This window comes from Hafnia sp. HMSC23F03, assembly GCF_001816025.1.
Lineage (GTDB): Bacteria > Pseudomonadota > Gammaproteobacteria > Enterobacterales > Enterobacteriaceae > Hafnia > Hafnia paralvei.
Window position 1 is genome coordinate 210651 of record NZ_KV824242.1, and the last position, 18623, is coordinate 229273.

Here is an 18623-nt window from a genome sequence, read left to right on the forward strand (position 1 = left end):
AGGGAATTAAAATGATTTATGCATCTGTAAAAAAAGGCAGTTTTCAGGACTCCGTAAGTCTGATGCTGATATCACGTAAGCTCAGTGAATCACCTCAGGTGGATGAGGTTTCCGTCATGATGGGCACTCCAGCGAACAAATCACTGCTGGAGACGACGGGCTTCTGGCATGAAAGCTTTGCCAGCGCCACGCCAAACGATATCTGCGTAGCAATACGGACTCACGCAGAGGTTCCAGATATTGCCCAGCTCATCAGCCGCCAGTTGGAAACTGAGTTGAGCGCTATCGCTCAAGGACAGGCCAGTGGGCAACACTTGCAAAAGGTTCGTCGTTGGGAAAGTGCGCTGCAAAAGCTTCCTGATGCCAATCTGTTACTCATCTCCGTCGCGGGTGAATACGCTAACGACCTAGCCCGTCAAGGGTTAGAAAACGGCAAAAACGTTATGTTGTTCTCCGATAACGTGCCGGTTGAACAAGAGCTCGCACTTAAGCAAACCGCTCGGGAAAAAGGGTTGCTGGTGATGGGGCCAGATTGCGGTACCGCCATGGTGGCAGGCGCACCTTTAGCCTTCGCTAACGTGCTGCCCAAAGGATCTATCGGGGTGATTGGCGCATCCGGCACGGGTATTCAAGAACTCACGTCGCAAATCGCATTGCTCGGCCATGGGGTAACACATGCACTGGGCCTTGGCGGTCGCGATCTCAGCGAGGCGATTGGCGGCATCAGTGCCCTAAGCGCACTAGAAATCCTTGCCAGAGATGAACAAAGCAAAGTACTCGCCTTTGTATCTAAACCTCCAGCGGAAAGTGTGCGTAAGCAGGTGGTTAGCGCCATGCAAGCCGTGGCAAAACCGGTGGTCGCGCTCTTTTTAGGCAGTAAACCCGAACAGAAACACGAAGGGAATGTTTGGCTAGCCAGCTCATTAGCGGAAGCCGCTCACCTTGCCGTTATGCTGGCTAGCGTAGAGGAAATCGCCGCCGCACAGTCTAGCGTGGTAGGCAAGAAAATCCTTGGACTCTATGCCGGTGGCACGCTGGCGGCGGAAGCCGCAATGTTGTTGGCAGAGCAGATTAACGTCACTGCCGATGGCAAGCATGAGCGTGGCATTATGCTGCACGCCCAAGGACATACCATCATCGATTTGGGTGATGATGCTTACACCGTTGGGCGTCCACACCCAATGATCGACCCAACTAGCCGCTCGCTTGAGATCCAAAAAATTGCCCACCAGCCAGAAATTGGCGTGCTGATGGTCGACGTTGTGCTGGGCTATGGTGCATGCGCCGATCCTGCCAGCGCAGTTCTGGAAGCAGTAAACAAAGTACGCGCAGCACGCGGCGCTGAAAATCCATTAGTCGTCATCGCAACGGTCACCGGAACTCAGAAAGATCCTCAGCCGCGCGCTGAGCAGATCGACACGCTCATCAACGGCGATATTGTCGTGATGAACACGCTACAGGAAGCCGTGTTATTGGCTCACCATCTGATCGTCCGCGTACCAGAGACACCTCATTATCCCCGTGCTCCACTGCTGGATGGCATCAAAGTCATCAACGCAGGCCTGCGCAGTTTTGCTCAGGATTTGCAAAGCACCGGCTGCCCTGTGGTGCATTACCAATGGGCCCCCATCGCGGGCGGCAACGCTCATTTAGCCAGTTTGCTAAAACAACTACATTAAGAGGTCTGCTATGTACTCATCTATTACGCACGCCAATGAGGCGATCGTGGCACGCATTAAAGAAGCCCGCCCATTCTGGACCGGTGTTCATTTGGCGAAAGACGTTATTCCAGCGCTACGTCAGGGGAAAACCTTACTGCACGCCGGACCACCGATTGAATGGCAGGATATGACGGGGCCGATGCGTGGAGCATGCCTCGGTGCATGCCTCTATGAAGGCTGGGCTCAGAATGAACAGCAGGCTCATGCTCTGCTCGAAGCAGGAGAGATCACGTTTATCCCTTGCCATCATGTTAACGCCGTCGGCCCAATGGGAGGGATCACCTCCGCCAATATGCCAGTGCTTGAAGTCAAAAATCATACACATGGCAACAGTGCCTACTGTAATTTGAATGAAGGCATTGGCAAGGTGATGCGTTTCGGTGCCTATGGCGAAGACGTTCAACGCCGCCTGCGTTGGATGCGAGATACTTTAGCTCCGGTGTTGCAACAGGCGCTGAGTGAAACCGAAAACGGCATCGATCTCAGTGCGCTGATGGCGCAGGCCATCACGATGGGAGATGAATTCCACCAGCGTAACATTGCCGCCTCTGCGCTGCTGATGCGCACGCTGGCGCCTAAAATTGCGCTACAAAACGACGATAAAGCACGGCTGGGTGAAGTCTTACAGTTCCTTAGCGTAACCGATCAGTTCTTCTTGAACCTCGCCATGGCTTATTGCAAAGCCGTGATGGATGCCGCCGCAGAAATCAAAGCAGGTTCCATTGTGACAGCAATGACACGTAATGGCCGAGACTTCGGCATTCGCGTAAGTGGGCTGGGCGATCGTTGGTTTACTGCGCCGGTCAATACGCCTCAAGGACTGTTCTTCACCGGCTTTAGCCAAGATGACGCTAACCCCGATATCGGCGATAGCGCCATCACTGAAACCTTTGGCATCGGCGGTGCAGCGATGATTGCAGCACCAGGCGTCACGCGGTTTGTCGGCGCTGGCGGCATGGACGCAGCGCAAGAAACCTCTGAAGAAATGAGTGAAATCTATTTGCAGCATAATCCGCTGCTGCAAATTCCATCCTGGAATTTCCAAGGCGCATGCTTAGGTTTAGATATTCGTCGCGTCGTCGAAACCGGGATCACTCCGCTCATCAATACCGGTATTGCCCATCGCGAAGCAGGCATTGGTCAGGTCGGCGCAGGCACCGTTCGGGCACCATTGCCTTGTTTTGAACAAGCGCTAGATAGCCGCCAGTGATTGCCTACCGCCAATAAGTGGCGTCTGGATATGTGAAAATCGGTTCAATCACGCCATCAATCTACGTAATGCATCACATCAATTGTTAACGCTACACCGCTATGGACAGGGTATTAGCCCGATGGGATGGGTCATACGCTGCGCTGACTTTGACCGACTCGCCCAGTTTTTGGAGCCTGAAACCCGCCTGACAGCCATGAACGGTGGTTTGCATACTCCTTATTTTCAATTACTCAAACCACGGCGTACGCTCTGTTTGCGCATGCCTGATACGCTACAGATAGCGCCGCAGCGTCTTGGACAATATCTGACGCGTTATAGCAAAGCGACCGGGCTCTGTGGGCCGCTCAATCAGATATCTCACTCGACATCACCCTATCTCCAAATTTTCGAAACACAGCTTTCTCGCTGGGCGCAGGGCCTCGCCCCAGATTGGCGTTCTATTATTGGCTTAGGTCCCGGCTTAACCCCAAGCGGCGATGACATGTTGGTAGGTATGATGGCCGTTCTTCACGCCACGTCTTACACCGCTCAGTTGCCTTCACTCCTTCCCGACGAAAAGCAGCTGACAACATTAACCACAAGCGTCAGCGCCAGCTATCTTAACTATGCAAGACGCGGTTATTTCAGCACCACCCTACACACGCTTCTACGCCGACTCGCATGTGGCTCACAGGGTATCGAACGCTCACTTGAAAGCATGCTGCATCATGGACATACTTCGGGAGCGGACACTTTGTTGGGAATGGATCTCACTCTGCGCTGGCAATATGCTCATCTACGGAGGGTTGAATAGAATGTTTGATCAAGAAACGCTCCGCACTTTTATTCGGGTGGCTGAAACACGTAGCTTCTCCAAAGCTGCGGAATGCCTACATAAAACGCCTGCAGCCATCAGCTATCGCATTAAAACGCTGGAAGAAAGTCTGGGAACGCAGCTATTTCTGCGCACCACACGCACCGTCAGTCTTACACCTGCGGGAACGCATTTACTGGAACGTTGCCACCAATGGCTAAGTTGGATCGACGCCATGCCCGACGAACTAAGTCAGGTGAACGACGGCGTTGAACGGCAGGTCAATATCGTGGTCAATAATCTGCTTTATAATGCGTCATCAGCGGCAAAACTGCTGACATGGCTGAATCAACGTTTTCCTTTCACCCAGTTCCAACTTTCGCGTCAGGTTTATATGGGCGTCTGGGATGCCATGCTTTACGATGATTTCCAACTCGCCATTGGTGTGACAGGCTCTGAATCCCTCTCCAATTCAATCCGCACCCTACCATTTGGCGAAGTGAGCTGGGTCTTTGTACTCGCCCCTCACCATCCATTAGCCGCAAGTTCAGGTCCTTTAACGAATACGCTCTTGCGCGGATACCCCGCCATTAATATCGAAGACACTTCGCGAAATTTAACTAAGCGTATTGCTTGGCTATTACCGGGACAAAAAGAGATTAAGGTTCCAGATATGCAGACCAAGCTTGAGTGCCACCTAGATGGCCTTGGGGTGGGATTTTTACCGAAAAATATTTGCCAACCGTTTATTGAGCGGGGGCAATTGCTAACGCGAGATGTCGAAAACAAACGCCAACCATCGCCTTTGTCTCTGGCATGGAGTAAAGATCGTAACGGTAAAGCGGTACAGGAAATTGTTTCACTGTTTAAGTATGGCGATGAGCGAATACGTGGTTTTCTTACCAATATCGACAAATACACGCTGCTATAGTGGCGTTTGCATCAACGATTAATCATCGCAACCGCTGCTCGGGTTGCGATGAATCACTAACCGACTTCATCAAAATCAGTTAACTAAAATCTTCACGACTGCCTTCTTGACTGGCGCATTGTCGCCTGGTGAACACATTGGTTTGTGTAGCTCTCCAGGATAGAACACCACAAAATCGCCTGGGTTCATAATAATGCTTTTCTCTTCAAGCCCCTGCTGATCCAGCGGTAAAAACGCAATGTCGCTCCCCTCTAGCCATTCCCCCTGCCCCTCTGGAGCAGCCAAATTGCTAAAGGTCATCTTTTCCTGTCCGGCGAGCACAATCTGAATATCTAAATAGCGCCCATGATATTCCTGACGACGTTCTTCTGCCGGAGACGTTGCATCATTAAAAACCATCACAAACTGGTTTTCACCATCGATATCAAATCGACCTAACGCCGAATCGACGTTGATATTTTCCATAACATACTGAATAGCCTGCTTTAACTTAGCAGGGAGATAAGGCAGCAACGCTAAATGGTTAACATTCCCGGTGATCATAAGTTCCTCAATGTCATATTCAAATTATTTTGAAACATTGTTTTATTATATCTCTAGAGAAACCGCTGAAACGAGGTACTAACCACAATTTGGCTTATAGTTCCCCCAAAAAAATCCCCCTTCACAGGGGGACCAAAAAAACGACTTTTCTCACATCAACCAATAGATACTTTCATAGGGTCGCAATAGAGCGGGAATATCATCCTGTTGCGGATAATTGCTCATGAGCATGCCGCCCTGCTCTGGCAACGTCAGCTCCGACGTTAATGACTGCGGCTGAGCACTGAGGTTGGCCAAAATATACAGCGCACGGCCCTGATAGCTGCGACGATAGCACCACAATGATGGATGCTCCGGCAGCAGATCAACATAGTCGCCATATGTCAGTAAAGGCAATTGCTTGCGAAGCTCAATGAGTGCCTGATAGCAGTAATAAACCGAATCTTTGTCCGCGACTGCGGCTTGCGCGTTAATTTCGGCGAAGTTACCTGCGGGCTCAATCCACGGAGTGCCTTGAGTAAACCCGGCATTTTTATCGGCGCTCCACTGCATCGGCGTACGACTATTATCGCGCGATTTAGTGGCTAAAATCGCCAACAGCTCGGCGCTCTCACGCCCCTGCGCGCTCAGCTCACGGAACATATTCAGGCTTTCTACGTCTCGATACTGCTCAATACGCGTAAAGCCCGGATTGGTCATACCAATCTCTTCGCCCTGAAAAATATACGGTGTTCCCTGCATACCATGTAAAACCATCGCCAACATTTTTGCAGCAGTCACGCGCAGCTCGCCTTCGTCGCCAAAACGAGAAACAATACGCGGCTGATCGTGATTACACCAAAACAGCGCATTCCACGCTTTGTTGTGCATTCCCTGCTGCCAATAGGCAAAGATCTTCTTCAGCTCGATAAAGTCTGGACGCGCTAACGTCCATTTCTCCCCGCCGGGATAATCAACTTTGAGATGGTGAAAATTAAAGGTCATCGATAGCTCGCTGCCGTCTAGCGCCGCATAGCGCTGGCAGTGCTCAAGCTGAGTTGACGACATCTCACCGACCGTCATAAGCCCACGAGGTTTAAATACATCACGTCCAAATTCGCCAAGAAACTCATGAATTCTTGGGCCATCGGTGTAAAAACGGCGGCCATCACCCTGTAAATCATCGGGGAAGTCTTGCTGCTTGGACACCAGATTAATGACATCTAATCGCAAGCCATCCACGCCCTTGTCAGCCCAGAAATGACACACCGATTTCAACGCTTCACGTACCGGCGGGTGCTCCCAATTTAAGTCCGCCTGCTCAGGCGCAAACAGATGCAGATAATACTGACCTGCGCTTTCAGACCATTGCCAAGCATCCCCCCCAAATTTTGAGCGCCAGTTATTTGGCAGCGCATCTGCTTTACCATCGCGCCAAATATAAAAATGGTGCTTTTCGTTCGCTGGGTCTTGCGCCGCCACAAACCACGGATGCTGAGTTGAGGTATGGTTAAATACCATATCCATCACAATCCGCATTCCACGTTGATGAGCCTGTTCCACCAAGCGTTCAAAGTCAGCCATCGTGCCGTAATCAGGGTTAATCGCGCAGTAATCCGCCACATCATAGCCATTATCGATCTGCGGTGACGGATATACCGGCGTCAGCCACAGCGCACTCACGCCGAGTTTTTCAAGATAGTCTAGGCGACTGATAATGCCGTTAAGATCGCCAGTGCCGCTGCCAGTACTGTCTTGAAAGCTTTTTGGGTAGATTTGATAAATCACCCCGTTTTGCCACCACGGAAGTGTTTCACTCATCGTTATATTCCTATTATTCAGCCCTCCGCATACGAAATACGAAGAGATAGCAGTTCGTTATACCGGCAGCTCGCCGCGTTTTTCTTTGCGCTTGTAAACCAAGATAGTCAGAACCAAAGGCACAACGACCGCAACCACCATCGCTACCGCATAGATCCCCCAGAAGCGCGGCTGGATAGACAGAATGCCAGGCAAGCCCCCAACGCCAATCCCGTTAGCCATCACGCCAAATAGCCCACAAATCAGACCTGCGCAGGCACCGCCGATCATCGCGCACAGCATTGGGAAACGATATTTAAGGTTGATACCGTACATGGCAGGTTCGGTCACGCCGAGGTAAGCAGAGATAGCGGCTGGCACAGAGATTTCTCGTTCATTGGCTTTGCGACTGACAAAAATAATCGCTAATACCGCAGAGGCCTGCGCAATATTAGACAGTGCGATAATTGGCCACACCGGCGTTCCGCCCATGCTCTGCACCATCTGCATATCGATCGCCAACGTCGTTTGATGCACGCCGGTCACCACCAACGGCGCATATAAGAAACCAAACAGCGCAGCACCGATAGGGGCAAAACTGCCCGTCATGACCGACTTCACGCACCACGCCACGCCGTCGCCAATCATGCGGCCAAACGGCCCGATCAGGGTATGAGCTAAGAATACCGCCAGCAGCAATGAAGTAACCGGAACCACCACCAGATAGAGATAGTCTGGAATTAAACGTTTCAGTCGAGTTTCAATCCATCCCAGTGCTAAACCAGCCAGCATGGAAGGAATAACCTGCGCCTGATAACCCACTTTCTCAATAGTAAACCAGCCGAAATTCCACACGTCGGGCAACTGCTGGCCTAGCATGTAAGAGTTCATCAACTGTGGGGAAACCAGAGTGACCCCCAAAACGATGCCAAGAATGGGCGTGCCGCCCATTTTCTTCACCGTCGACCAACAGACGCCAACCGGTAAATAGAAGAAAATGGCTTCGCCCAATAACCACAGGAAATCGTAAATCGTTTTCCAGGCAGGGTGTAACGCCGTTAGCGGTTGCCCATCGACCAGCGGAATATCACCGATCACATTGCGGAATCCCAAAATCAAACCACCGCTAATCAGCGCGGGTAACAGTGGGAAAAAGATCTCGGCAAAGTGAGAGATCGCAATTTCCCACCAGCTCATATTCTGCCGAGCTGCTTTTTTTGCCTGCTCTTTGTCGCTCGCATCCACATGTGCGGTGCTGATCAACGCCTGATACCAATCACCGACGTCCATGCCGATAACGACCTGAAACTGCCCAGCATTGGTGAAACAACCCTTCACCATCGGCAGCTCTTCAATTTTTTTGGGCGAAGCTAACGCCGGATCGTTCAATACAAAGCGCAATCGGGTAAGACAATGGCTGACAGTGGCGATATTTCCGCGCCCGCCCACCAACGTAATCAGCCGATCAACCTGATCTTGTTTTACCTTGCTCATAATGAGTACCTGTAGATTCGTTCTGGTTTAAGAGTAACGCGGATCTCAATCATTCGATCCATAAACATCTGGCTGTTTAAAGCGTAGCCACTCTTCTCTTTTTATGGAACGGGAACGTTCCCAAAACTAGGCAGAGATCACAAGAATTGTGGTGAGCGAAAAAGAAATGGAGGAAACAGAACGCAATCCACAGTTAAAATCTAGCCAATCCACTGGCTAGATTTTCATCAGTTACCCGTCGCCGAAGGTGACTGTGAATCTAGATATTTTGCTCCCCAGCATGCCAATAGCAGATAAAGTGCGAACGGCAATAAGAAGCTAAACCGTAGCGCGATAATTTCTACCAGCATGGCCTGCAGATAAGGCACAACGGCGCCGCCAATTCCTGCCATGATTAAAATACCTGCGGCCAAATTGGCTAGCTGGGGCACCGTCTTCATACTGTGGCTGAAAATAATAGGATACATAATTGAATTAGCGAAACCAATCAACAGTAATAAATATCCGCCGATGGTGTTATTCAACACTATTGCTAAAAATACGAGTAAAGCAGAAGTGATGGTTACCGTAAAAAAAGCTTTTCGCAGGCTAACTTTATGGGCAAGAAAACCAAAGAGAAAACGACCAATTAAAGCGCCTCCCCAGTAAAAAGAGATTAATGAAATAGCGACTTCCGCATCCCACTGACCTATTGAAGTGAGATAGCTAATAGTATTAGTACCTAAAGTGACCTCAACACCTACATAGGTAAATATAGCGCAGGCGGAAAAAACAAAACCTTTATTTTGCCAAAGTTGGACAAACTTCCGCTCTATTGATTTGGGTTGCATCACATCGGGAATTTTGATCAAGAAAGTGATCATTATCAGCATGCCAGAGAATATCGCCAGCCCCAGCCAAATCCATCTGATGGGTTCTTTGTGGCTGACATAATCAATGGGGGAATACTGTAGAGCGAAAGCAATACATAGTGGGGCTAATGTTGTTCCTAAAGAATTAACTGCCGATGCAAGACTCAGGTTGCCCACCCGCTTATGTTCTTTACTCAGTAAGGTGAGGTAAGGGTTTGCGACCACTTGCAACGCCGCCACCCCCGTTGCAATCACAAAAACTGCGCACATGGAAAGTGAAAGGAAATATTGACTTAATGCATAACTCAGCAATAGACACCCGCCCATCACCAGGCCCAATGAAGCTCGTAAAACGTAGCGATATCCCAGAGAAGCTATCAACGAAGAACAGGGTAAACAGGTCACAAAAGGAGCCACATAAAAAAGGACATTAATCAACATGGCCTGAGGCCACGATAGGTTAAAATAGTGATAGAAAAACAAGACTAGCGTGCTGTTAATGGCAGTGATCAGTCCCCATAAAAAAAATGTAGAGCCGAGTGTAGCCAAGTTTTTTTCCATGTGATTATATTCCACTGATTTATTTTCGTTTAATGTTTTCACAACAAGCGCTAACATATATAAAAAATTTATCTATTAGACATTCAGATATTCATATCTAACTATGTTAATCTCTTTCCAACACAATAGGAGCATATAATGGATATAAAAAACATATTTCGCGACACAGTATTAAATAACACTGAAATTGGCGTACTTCAATATATCCAAGCTAATCCCGAAAAGTGTATTCAGGAAGGTATACGTAGCGTGGCCGAGAGATGCTACAGTAATCCTTCAACTCTCGTGCGTCTAGCCAAAAAACTTAAGTTCAGCGGCTGGCTCGAAATGGTCTATTTCATAAAGTTTAATATCACCCTGCCTAAACTCGATGTGACTAATGACGTTAACTTTATGAATATCCAGCCACAGGAAAAATTAGAATCTATTTTACAGCGGTTAGCAAAAGAAAGGGTTCTTATCCACGGCAGCGGTTTCTCCCAACTCATCGCTCAATATATCTACAATAAATTTCTGGTTACCGGAGTCAATGCCAGTTTGGCGCTATGGCCTGATTATGAAATTCTGGAACAAAAGAATGCCAATAAATTTGATTCCGTCTGGATTATTTCAAAATCAGGCAGAAGTTCATCAGCACTCAGTTGGGTGAAGGCACTAGAGCAAAAGAACATCGATCTTGTCTGCTTTACTGGCGACCATGAGAGTCCGTTGGCGCACGCCGCCGATATCTCATTTATTATCCACGACCCACAAAAATATGATGATGATATCTACTGGTCAAATCCATTCTTTGGCTATTGTATTCTAGGGTTTGAGCATCTTCTCAAACTGTGGTTTAACCAAAGATAAGCAGGGTACCACAGAGTACCCTGCCTCTTTTTTATTTCCAGTTTTGGAACTGTGGCCCTTGTAGATAGGCTGCCACGAGTTTCTCCGCCAATGACCATGAACCCACTAGCGGGTGTGCCATTAACGCTCTAACCGCCAGCGTTCTGTCTTGATTTAAAATGGCGGCCACCGCTAGACGCTCATATTCTTTCACACAGGAAATCATATTTTTCTGTGCGGTTGGAACATGAATTGGCTTAACCGGTTTTAACCCTTCTTTACTGAGATCGCAGCTAATTTCAATGACATCATCAGGCCGTAGGAAATCCAGCGTATCGTTGTTTGAAATCGAAACCACAATTCGTTTTGTGGTGTTACTGTTTACCGCTTCTAGAATATCTAATGCGACACCCGCATAACCACCACTGTCCGGCTCTTCGATAAACTGTTGTAGCGTCAGAGGTTCTCTGGTGTGGAATTTCTCCTGCTGCGATTCATTTTGCATATAGCTATTTTCGCGGCGCAGATAATGTCTCATCCAGATATCAAAGGCTTCGGCCGGATTCGTTTTAACATCGATACGGCGCAGATCTTGACGCATTTCATGGTTGATGCGGGCAATCTGTTCCCCTCTCGTTTCACCGGAGTCTTTAATCGCCTGCAAGGCTTCTTCTTTGTAATAGTAATAATATAAGTATTCATTCAGCAGTTGTTTATCACACAGACGAACCAGTTCTGGTGAAAAATACTGCATCGCCGTTTTGCTATACAGATCCGGAGAGTTAATCAGTCGGTCGGTAACGTCTTCACCACGAACGGTGAAATGCGTGAACCAAGAGAAATGATTCAATCCATAGCATTCAACCTGTAATTCGTTTTCCTCACAGTCCAAAATAGCCGGAAGTTCACGAATAAGTTCTGAAGGAGCATCACAAATCCCATAAACGCGACGTTTAAAACCGGATTTAATAATGGCCTCTGTCACCAGCCCAGAAGGGTTGGTAAAGTTGAACAAAATCGCATCAGAAGCCGCATGCTCTTCAATTAACCAGCAGTAATCCAAAATCGCAGGAATAGAGCGCATCGCCATCGCAAAACCGCCCGCTCCCGTGGTTTCCTGCCCTAATGTATTATGGTCAAGCGCAATACGCTCATCACGGATACGGCTTTCATCACCGCCCACTCGTAATGTGGTAATCACGTAGTTGGCTCCCTGCAACGCGGTCACCGGATCGGTCGTTAAGCTAAATTCAATATCTGGTCGGATAGTTTCAAAAATATAACGGGCGATCTCACCAAAGATAGACAGATTATCTTCTGAACTATCGAGAAAAACGACTTTCTCCAACCCAATCCGATGCGCATTATAAGCCAAAGATTTTGCCAAAAATGCGGAACGTACACCACCGCCACCCAATACTGTCAGTTTCATAAATACTCCACAATTAGTTATCCGCTAGCCAGGTATCAACTTTGGAACGCACCTGCCCAACTTTGACGCCATATATAACCTGAACTTCATTTCTGTTTCGCACCACGCCACTTGCGCCGGTTGTTTTCAATACGGCATCATCTACGAGGTTTAAATCATGAATGGCTACACGTAGGCGAGTGAAACAATTATCGATAGAGATAATGTTCTGTTTTCCGCCTAGCCCTTTAATAATTTCACCGACTTGTGTCTCCTTACCGCTCTTACCTTGCTGTATTTTTTCTTGATAATCTTTCTTGTTATACAGTTTCACTTCGTCGTCATCTTCACGACCCGGCGTTTTAAGTTTTAATTTCACCACAATAGTGCGGAAGATGACGTAATACGCGATAAATTGACCGATACCGATTAACACATAGAGTGGCCAGCGTGTTAATGAAACAGGCAATGGTAGGTTATAGGCCAGGAATTCAATTAACCCTGACGCTCCCCATGGCCTCACACTTAACAAATCACAAATTGCCTGAGATGCAGCGGTTAATGTGGCGTGTATAAACCACAACAGAGGAGAAATAAATAGGAATGTAAACTCAATAGGCTCGGTAATACCGGTTAAAATCGAAGTAATGATGGCGGGCAGTAAAACGGCCTTGGCAAGCATTTTCTTTTCAGGCTTTGCAGTATGATAAAAAGCCAAAGCAGCACCGGACAAACCAAAAATAGTCGTCATGCCTTGCTGAGAGAAACGTAGCGCATCGTTCATGACGGGTGTCAGGTCAGGATGGCGCATATAGGCAAGGAAGATAGCCTGTGTACCTGATACCGTTTGACCATCTACCGTTAACGAGCCCCCAATTTGTGTAAGCTGGAAAGGAGACCAAACAAAATGGTGCAAACCTGTTGGGATTAAAAACTTCTCAAAGAAACCATAAACAAAAACACCCGCAACGCCTGCGTTTTTCATAAAACCAGTCATCGCCGTGATGCCGTGAGTCATTATTGGCCAGAACCACGTGAAGGCGATAGCATAAACAATCACTACCGGTGTCATCGCAATGAGAGTCAGCTTTGCACCGCCATACATAGAGAGCGCACCGGGTAATTCTATTGATGAAACTTTATTATGTACCCAAGCAATAGTGCAGCCAAGAATAATACCGAGAAATATCCCCATATCGACAACGACAAAACCCAATAATTGAGTTTGCCCCGTGCCATAATACTCACCATTTATTTTATCGGCTATCGCATTTGTATGCTCAAGCCAAGAATGATTAGCGCCAAGAAACATAATAAAGCACATAACAGAAACCAGCGCGACTTCTGTTTTTTTATCTTTGGCTAATCCATAACTAATACCCACACAGAAAAGCAAACCTAAATTACCAAAAAGAGGCCAAAAGGTGTCACCTAATAACTGGCCTATTTGATGGAGAAAACTCGTTTCCGAAATAAGCGTTGGGTTAGTTAAGATTGAGCTAAACGCCAGAATTAAACCAATTACTGGCAAAAACAACACTGCACCGATCATCGCTCTGGAGAATTGCTGCATACTCTCCAGAGTACGTTGCCGTATTCCAGACATAGTTGTTCCTTTATTATTAGTAGGGTTGAATTAATTATAATAAGTTCACTTCCAGTACAGACTTTATAGCAACTCTATTTTTTAAAAGGAACCTGTTGCAAAAAATAGGCACAAACAGCCTCGAAATGCACACCTGTTTCGGCTTTAAGGCAACGTAAATCACTTTATTGTGAAACACAGATTTTGTTATTCCAGAGTTTATGTGACAGACACTAAATATTTCGTCAGCCAGCAAAATCCCTGCCGATGGCGCTAACATGCGTACATTCTTTCAAATACGATAAAGACAAAACAATATTGCTTTGTCTTTGTTTTTACCGTTTAAAAGTTTAAGCCTTGGTAGGGAGAGCCGCCGGTACAAGGATGTACCGACGGAGTTTGGGGCGCTCTGGATGGGAGCGGATTAAAGCGCAAAAGTTGAGAGCCCCACGCAATGGGGCTCTCATCGGACGCCTTCGACTGAGGTTATATGCAAAAACGGTTACTAATAGGCGGTCTAAACCTTACACCGCAACCGCAAAATATCAGCAGATAAAATCTTAAGCTAATGCCCTCGCCAACAACGAAATGGGATGCTCACACTTCTTACTTGTCGACATCTCTATTTGCCACTTACAGGTTTCACAGTCGGTCACCACTAAATCGACACCGCTCTCCTCAATCTGGCGGAACAGGCCTGCGCCAATTCCCTGTGACGTCTCATAGTTTTCTTTTTTGAAACCATAGGTGCCTGCAATACCACAGCATTGAGAGTCGAGAACCGTTAGCTCAACACCGGGGATCATCTGCAACAAGGCCAACGTATACGGAGTCCAGCCCATTTTTTCCATGTGGCACGGCGTGTGATAGGCGATTTTCATCGGCGTGCTTTTGAGCTTCAGTTCACGCCCGCCGTCTAACATGCGATAAAGATAGCGCGTTGCTAGCTCTACGTGTTCGCGCACCTGCGTAGTATCTACATCCAGCACATGTGGGTATTCATCACGAATGGTGAACGCACAGGTAGAAGAGGTCGCCACCACTGGGATCCCTTTCCCGATCACGGCATCGGTCAATGATTCAGCATTCACGCGCGCCTGCTTTTTCGCCTGCTCAATAAAACCATTAGCGATCAAAGGAACACCGCAGCATTTCTCACGCTTCAACAGCTGTACACCAATCCCCATCGCGTTAAATACGCTCACCAGATCTTTACCCAGTTGAGGATGGTTATAGTTAACAAAGCAGCCGTGGAAGAACGCGACCTGATCTGCAAATTTGGTCTGCTCTGCCGCCTGTTTCTTATACCAGTGGCGGAATGTACCCAGTGAGTATTTTGGCAGCTCACGGCGGTGATCGATTTTCAGCGCCTTATCCAGCAATTTACGTACTGGTTTAAGGCCTGTGGTCATATTCACAATCGGGGCGAACGGCGTGGATAATGTCCCCATCAAATCGGTATGGCTCAGAATAGCATCGCGCAGCGTGGGTTTATGTTGGCTGTAATTCGCTTTAGCACGCTGAATGATATCGCCGATTTTCACGTCTGACGGACAGGCGACCTCACAACGCTTACAGTTGGTACAATATTTCAGTGCATCATCATAAAGCAGGGGATCTTTTAAGCGCAGACGCTCGCCGTCTGGCCCTGCCTGTTTCGGCCCAGGGTAGTTCGGGTTGACCTTCGCGACCGGACAATAGGTGGTACACACGGTGCATTTAATGCAATTCTCGAAACTGTTATCTGCAAGTAGGCTCATAGCGCGCCCTCCGCCTTAGCCAAAATAAGTTCTGCCGCATGCAAGGCCGTCAACATTGACACACCAGCCCCACAGCCTTGTTGAATAGGATCATAGCCGCCTAAAACCGCGCCAATAACACGCAGATTACTCACCGGCTGGCCATCAATCGTTGGCCGTAGCTGTGAATCCGTTTTCACCCCAAACTGTAAATAAGGTTGGGGGGCAAACATATTCTCCTGACTCCAGTTTGCTCGGGCACTTTCGCTAATCACGTCTAAACCAAATACGGGCTCAGTAACGCCATTGAAATCCGCTTTTAAACCGTTGCTAAAGAAACTTCCGCTGGCGAGCACGACGTTGTGGGCACGCAGAGGAATATCGGTATGGTTACGCGTATAAATTCTAACCTCTTTACCCTCGTCCAGATCGGCTCTTAGCACCGCATCACCAGGCATGATCACGCCGCCCAACGCCTGAAAACGACGGCGTAATAGATGGTGCAAACGCATACCCAGCACAGAAGGCGGTAAGGTTGGCAATAGCAGCAACGGCGTTTTCACCCGCGAACGTAGGTGCTCTAGCGCGTCAGCCTGCTCCATGCCGACACAGGCTGGCATGATGATAGCGTCAACCTGCTGAGCTAAACGGTTTAGCTCTTCGATCAGAAGCTGTTGGTTATCAGGTAAATCCAGCACGCGGGCAATATTCACCGCACGGAATTCACTTGGGTTATTACGCAAACGATCGAGTGCGGGCAGCGTCAGCTCAGCAATTTTGGTTTCAATGCCCTGCTCTGCCAAAGAGTTGGCCACCAAGTGCGGTTGGAAATCGAGGAATCCCTCAATGCCCGCCACCAATACACGTTTCCACGGCAGAGGTTCCTCTAGAGCACTCACTGGAACTTCATTCGGGCTCAGCCAAGTGGTGCGGCGGGTCCCTAGCGGGGTCACACGTAAATGATTCTGTTGGCAACTTCCCACCAGCGCCAGCCCACTGCGTTCTAACAAACGCTCTGACTCAGCCGCATAACGAACCACGGCATCGTGTCCCATCAGGCTGTAAGGATGTTGAGGAGCCTGCACTGACAGCGCTTCTAGCGCCGCAAACGGCTGTTCTACAGGGCTGCCGTCTGGCAGTTGGCAGAGTAAGTCCAAGGAGCCAGAGGAGAAATGCAGCGCACTTTGACCGGAGCTAACGATCGCACACTTTTGTCCCGCTTCAGCCAAACGAATGCCACACAACAACCCAGCTAAGCCACCACCGATCATTACCGTATCAAATTTCATTGTCATTCTCCTGAACACTCTGGTTCACCTCAGGTGCTTCCATGCCACATAAACCTTGGTAAACCCAAGCGGTAAACTCGCTTTCACGTAGCGCATCGCCCCACGCTATCGGACGTACGCCTTTCCAGCGTTCATTAAGGAAATGAGACAGTTGATCGATAGACTGTTTTGGCGTGGTGACTTTAAAGCGGTTGAGTAATCCAGCGGCTCGACAAGCGCATAGCTCACCCTGACAGGTGCCCATCCCCACTCGCGTACGGCGACGTAGATCGACCAAATTGTTCACCGTCAGAGAATCAACCGCATAGCGTACTTCACCCGCGGTGACCGCTTCGCACTCACACACCAGACTGTTGCTCAAACGATCCCCTGCCAGCATGCGATCGGCGCGATCGCCATGCCGATACACCGCGGAACCACGGATCGTCGCCGGCAGTGAAATCACCTTGCGCAGCGTCTCTTCTGCAGAATGTTGAGAACCGGGTAATGCCTCTGTCGCCGTGGTGCAAGCGGCCGTGATGCCCAATTTTTCGCAGACTTTATCTGTAGCCCATTCCGCCATTAGACGATAGGTCATCAGCTTGCCACCGGTAATGGTGATAAAGCCTTCCAAACCATCGCGCACCGCGTGATCGAGTAAAACAATGCCACGACTAACGTTGCGTCCGCTCGGATCGTCATCGCTCGCCACCAATGGACGCACACCTGCATAAGCACGCAAAATACGGGTTCTTGCCAGCTTAGGTGAGAGTTTTTCACCTTCTCGGATCAGAATATCCACCTCTTCTGGCGTTACGATCATATTGTCGATTTGATCGTAATCGATATGCGTGGATGTAGTTCCGATCAGCGAAATAGTATCACCAGGCACCAAAATATCGGCGTCAGCGGGCTTACGACAACGGTTGATCACCATGTTGTTAATACGATGCCCTAGGATCAGCAACGCGCCTTTAGCTGGGAACATACGTACGCGGAGATCCGCGTATTCGGCAATATGTTGCCCCCAGATCCCTGCTGCATTCACCACGATCTGTGCGTGAATTTCATAACTTTCACGGGATTTATGGTCGATAACGCGCACGCCGGTAATCCGATCACCATGGCGTAACAAACCGCTAACTTCATGATAGGTCAGTACTTGTGCTCCATGCTCACGAGCATCCAACATGTTCGCTGCGGTTAAACGGAAAGGATCGACAGTGCCATCAGGAACGCGTACCGCACCAATCAACGCTGGGTTTGCCGCAGGCTCAAGCCGTAGTGCTTCTTTCGGATCGATGGCCTGTGCATCAATACCCGCTTTTTGGCAGGCTTCAATAAAGCCAGACTGAAAACCCAAATCGTCTTCAGGAAGCGTGATAAAAAGCCCGTCAGAACGTTCTACGCAATGGCGAGCAATCCGCTTAAGAATTTTATTTTCTTCAATACATTCACGCGCGGATTCGCCATCGGTTACCGCATAACGCGCACCGCTGTGCAATAAGCCATGGTTACGACCGGTTGCTCCCGTGGCAATATCGTGACGTTCCAATAAAATGCAGCGTAGGCCACGCCGTGCGCAGTCGCGTGCAATCCCTGCACCGGTAGCACCGCCCCCGATGATGATGACATCAGTCTCTTGTGTCGCTGGGCTTTGTAACATGAATGGCTCCCGACCTTTTCACAACAATGAATATGCGGATAAAACGATTAAGGCTATTAAGACATAACCCACACAGAAATTGTTTGATAAGGAGCAAATACGCGCACAAAACGAAAGTGATTAGCGCGCATTTAACCATTTTTGTGATCATTATCACTGGGATAGTATGATTTTTGGTTTCAAAAAATTAACTAACCGCTCAAAATCAGCATCGCATTCATAAAACTGTAACAATTTGAG

Annotated in this window: 14 protein-coding genes; 5 read left to right on the forward strand and 9 right to left on the reverse strand. The window is 48.5% G+C overall.

From position 1 onward, the window contains the following. The first annotated feature begins 11 nt into the window (after positions 1-11). From fdrA to allS, 4 genes are all read left to right on the forward strand, one after another. Positions 12-1679, forward strand: coding sequence for an acyl-CoA synthetase FdrA (gene fdrA, locus HMPREF3091_RS19490; protein WP_070718221.1), 1668 nt, complete (start codon positions 12-14; stop codon positions 1677-1679). Between the two features lie 10 nt (positions 1680-1689). Further along, positions 1690-2931: a YlbE family protein gene (locus tag HMPREF3091_RS19495; RefSeq protein ID WP_070718223.1), complete on the forward strand. Its 1242-nt coding sequence runs from the start codon at positions 1690-1692 to the stop codon at positions 2929-2931. A 121-nt stretch (positions 2932-3052) separates the two neighbouring features. Then, positions 3053-3727 (forward strand): oxamate carbamoyltransferase subunit AllH family protein, encoded by a 675-nt coding sequence (locus HMPREF3091_RS19500; protein WP_083321472.1) that lies wholly within the window; start codon positions 3053-3055, stop codon positions 3725-3727. 1 nt (position 3728) lies between these two features. Then, positions 3729-4658, forward strand: a complete 930-nt coding sequence (gene allS / locus HMPREF3091_RS19505) for an HTH-type transcriptional activator AllS (RefSeq protein WP_035504383.1) — start codon at positions 3729-3731, stop codon at positions 4656-4658. Between the two features lie 75 nt (positions 4659-4733). Here the strand turns inward: allS and HMPREF3091_RS19510 are convergent, their stop codons facing one another. The 4 genes from HMPREF3091_RS19510 to HMPREF3091_RS19525 all read right to left on the reverse strand — a co-directional run bounded on the left by HMPREF3091_RS19510 (position 4734) and on the right by HMPREF3091_RS19525 (position 9886). Further along, entirely contained in the window at positions 4734-5201 is a 468-nt protein-coding gene (locus HMPREF3091_RS19510; protein ID WP_070718229.1) for a NanQ anomerase/TabA/YiaL family protein, read from the reverse strand. A gap of 150 nt (positions 5202-5351) precedes the next feature. Then, positions 5352-7001, reverse strand: coding sequence for an alpha,alpha-phosphotrehalase (gene treC / locus HMPREF3091_RS19515; protein ID WP_070718231.1), 1650 nt, complete (start codon positions 6999-7001; stop codon positions 5352-5354). A 57-nt stretch (positions 7002-7058) separates the two neighbouring features. Then, positions 7059-8474 (reverse strand): PTS trehalose transporter subunit IIBC, encoded by a 1416-nt coding sequence (treB, locus tag HMPREF3091_RS19520; RefSeq protein ID WP_004097204.1) that lies wholly within the window; start codon positions 8472-8474, stop codon positions 7059-7061. Between the two features lie 227 nt (positions 8475-8701). After that, positions 8702-9886: an MFS transporter gene (locus tag HMPREF3091_RS19525; RefSeq protein WP_070718402.1), complete on the reverse strand. Its 1185-nt coding sequence runs from the start codon at positions 9884-9886 to the stop codon at positions 8702-8704. A 138-nt stretch (positions 9887-10024) separates the two neighbouring features. Here HMPREF3091_RS19525 and HMPREF3091_RS19530 point away from each other — a divergent pair, with 138 nt between their 5' ends. After that, the gene (locus tag HMPREF3091_RS19530; RefSeq protein ID WP_070718234.1) at positions 10025-10735 is read left to right on the forward strand and encodes a MurR/RpiR family transcriptional regulator; all 711 of its coding nucleotides are present in this window, start codon (positions 10025-10027) and stop codon (positions 10733-10735) included. 31 nt (positions 10736-10766) lie between these two features. On the opposite strand, the gene HMPREF3091_RS19535 is transcribed toward HMPREF3091_RS19530, so the two are convergent. The 5 genes from HMPREF3091_RS19535 to glpA form a co-directional block, all read right to left on the reverse strand. Continuing rightward, positions 10767-12146 carry a family 4 glycosyl hydrolase gene (locus tag HMPREF3091_RS19535; protein WP_070718239.1) on the reverse strand — a complete coding sequence of 460 codons (1380 nt, stop codon included), beginning with the start codon at positions 12144-12146 and terminating at the stop codon, positions 10767-10769. Between the two features lie 13 nt (positions 12147-12159). Beyond that, the gene (locus HMPREF3091_RS19540) at positions 12160-13731 is read right to left on the reverse strand and encodes a PTS transporter subunit EIIC (RefSeq protein WP_070718241.1); all 1572 of its coding nucleotides are present in this window, start codon (positions 13729-13731) and stop codon (positions 12160-12162) included. Between the two features lie 539 nt (positions 13732-14270). Next, complete coding sequence (glpC, locus tag HMPREF3091_RS19550; protein WP_070718247.1) at positions 14271-15470, reverse strand: anaerobic glycerol-3-phosphate dehydrogenase subunit GlpC; 1200 nt, start codon at positions 15468-15470, stop codon at positions 14271-14273. Continuing rightward, positions 15467-16738 carry a glycerol-3-phosphate dehydrogenase subunit GlpB gene (glpB, locus tag HMPREF3091_RS19555; RefSeq protein ID WP_070718250.1) on the reverse strand — a complete coding sequence of 424 codons (1272 nt, stop codon included), beginning with the start codon at positions 16736-16738 and terminating at the stop codon, positions 15467-15469. Before glpB ends, glpC begins: the two co-directional genes overlap by 4 nt. Then, entirely contained in the window at positions 16728-18383 is a 1656-nt protein-coding gene (gene glpA / locus HMPREF3091_RS19560; protein WP_070718251.1) for an anaerobic glycerol-3-phosphate dehydrogenase subunit A, read from the reverse strand. The genes glpB and glpA overlap by 11 nt, the downstream gene beginning before the upstream one ends. Positions 18384-18623 lie beyond the last annotated feature (240 nt).

Coding starts and splice junctions, on each gene's coding strand:
- fdrA (WP_070718221.1), top strand. CDS start 12: ATGATTTATGCATCTGTAAAAAAAGGCAGTTTTCAGGACTCCGTAAGT.
- HMPREF3091_RS19495 (WP_070718223.1), top strand. CDS start 1,690: ATGTACTCATCTATTACGCACGCCAATGAGGCGATCGTGGCACGCATT.
- HMPREF3091_RS19500 (WP_083321472.1), top strand. CDS start 3,053: ATGGGATGGGTCATACGCTGCGCTGACTTTGACCGACTCGCCCAGTTT.
- allS (WP_035504383.1), top strand. CDS start 3,729: ATGTTTGATCAAGAAACGCTCCGCACTTTTATTCGGGTGGCTGAAACA.
- HMPREF3091_RS19510 (WP_070718229.1), bottom strand. CDS start 5,201: ATGATCACCGGGAATGTTAACCATTTAGCGTTGCTGCCTTATCTCCCT.
- treC (WP_070718231.1), bottom strand. CDS start 7,001: ATGAGTGAAACACTTCCGTGGTGGCAAAACGGGGTGATTTATCAAATC.
- treB (WP_004097204.1), bottom strand. CDS start 8,474: ATGAGCAAGGTAAAACAAGATCAGGTTGATCGGCTGATTACGTTGGTG.
- HMPREF3091_RS19525 (WP_070718402.1), bottom strand. CDS start 9,886: ATGGAAAAAAACTTGGCTACACTCGGCTCTACATTTTTTTTATGGGGA.
- HMPREF3091_RS19530 (WP_070718234.1), top strand. CDS start 10,025: ATGGATATAAAAAACATATTTCGCGACACAGTATTAAATAACACTGAA.
- HMPREF3091_RS19535 (WP_070718239.1), bottom strand. CDS start 12,146: ATGAAACTGACAGTATTGGGTGGCGGTGGTGTACGTTCCGCATTTTTG.
- HMPREF3091_RS19540 (WP_070718241.1), bottom strand. CDS start 13,731: ATGTCTGGAATACGGCAACGTACTCTGGAGAGTATGCAGCAATTCTCC.
- glpC (WP_070718247.1), bottom strand. CDS start 15,470: ATGAGCCTACTTGCAGATAACAGTTTCGAGAATTGCATTAAATGCACC.
- glpB (WP_070718250.1), bottom strand. CDS start 16,738: ATGAAATTTGATACGGTAATGATCGGTGGTGGCTTAGCTGGGTTGTTG.
- glpA (WP_070718251.1), bottom strand. CDS start 18,383: ATGTTACAAAGCCCAGCGACACAAGAGACTGATGTCATCATCATCGGG.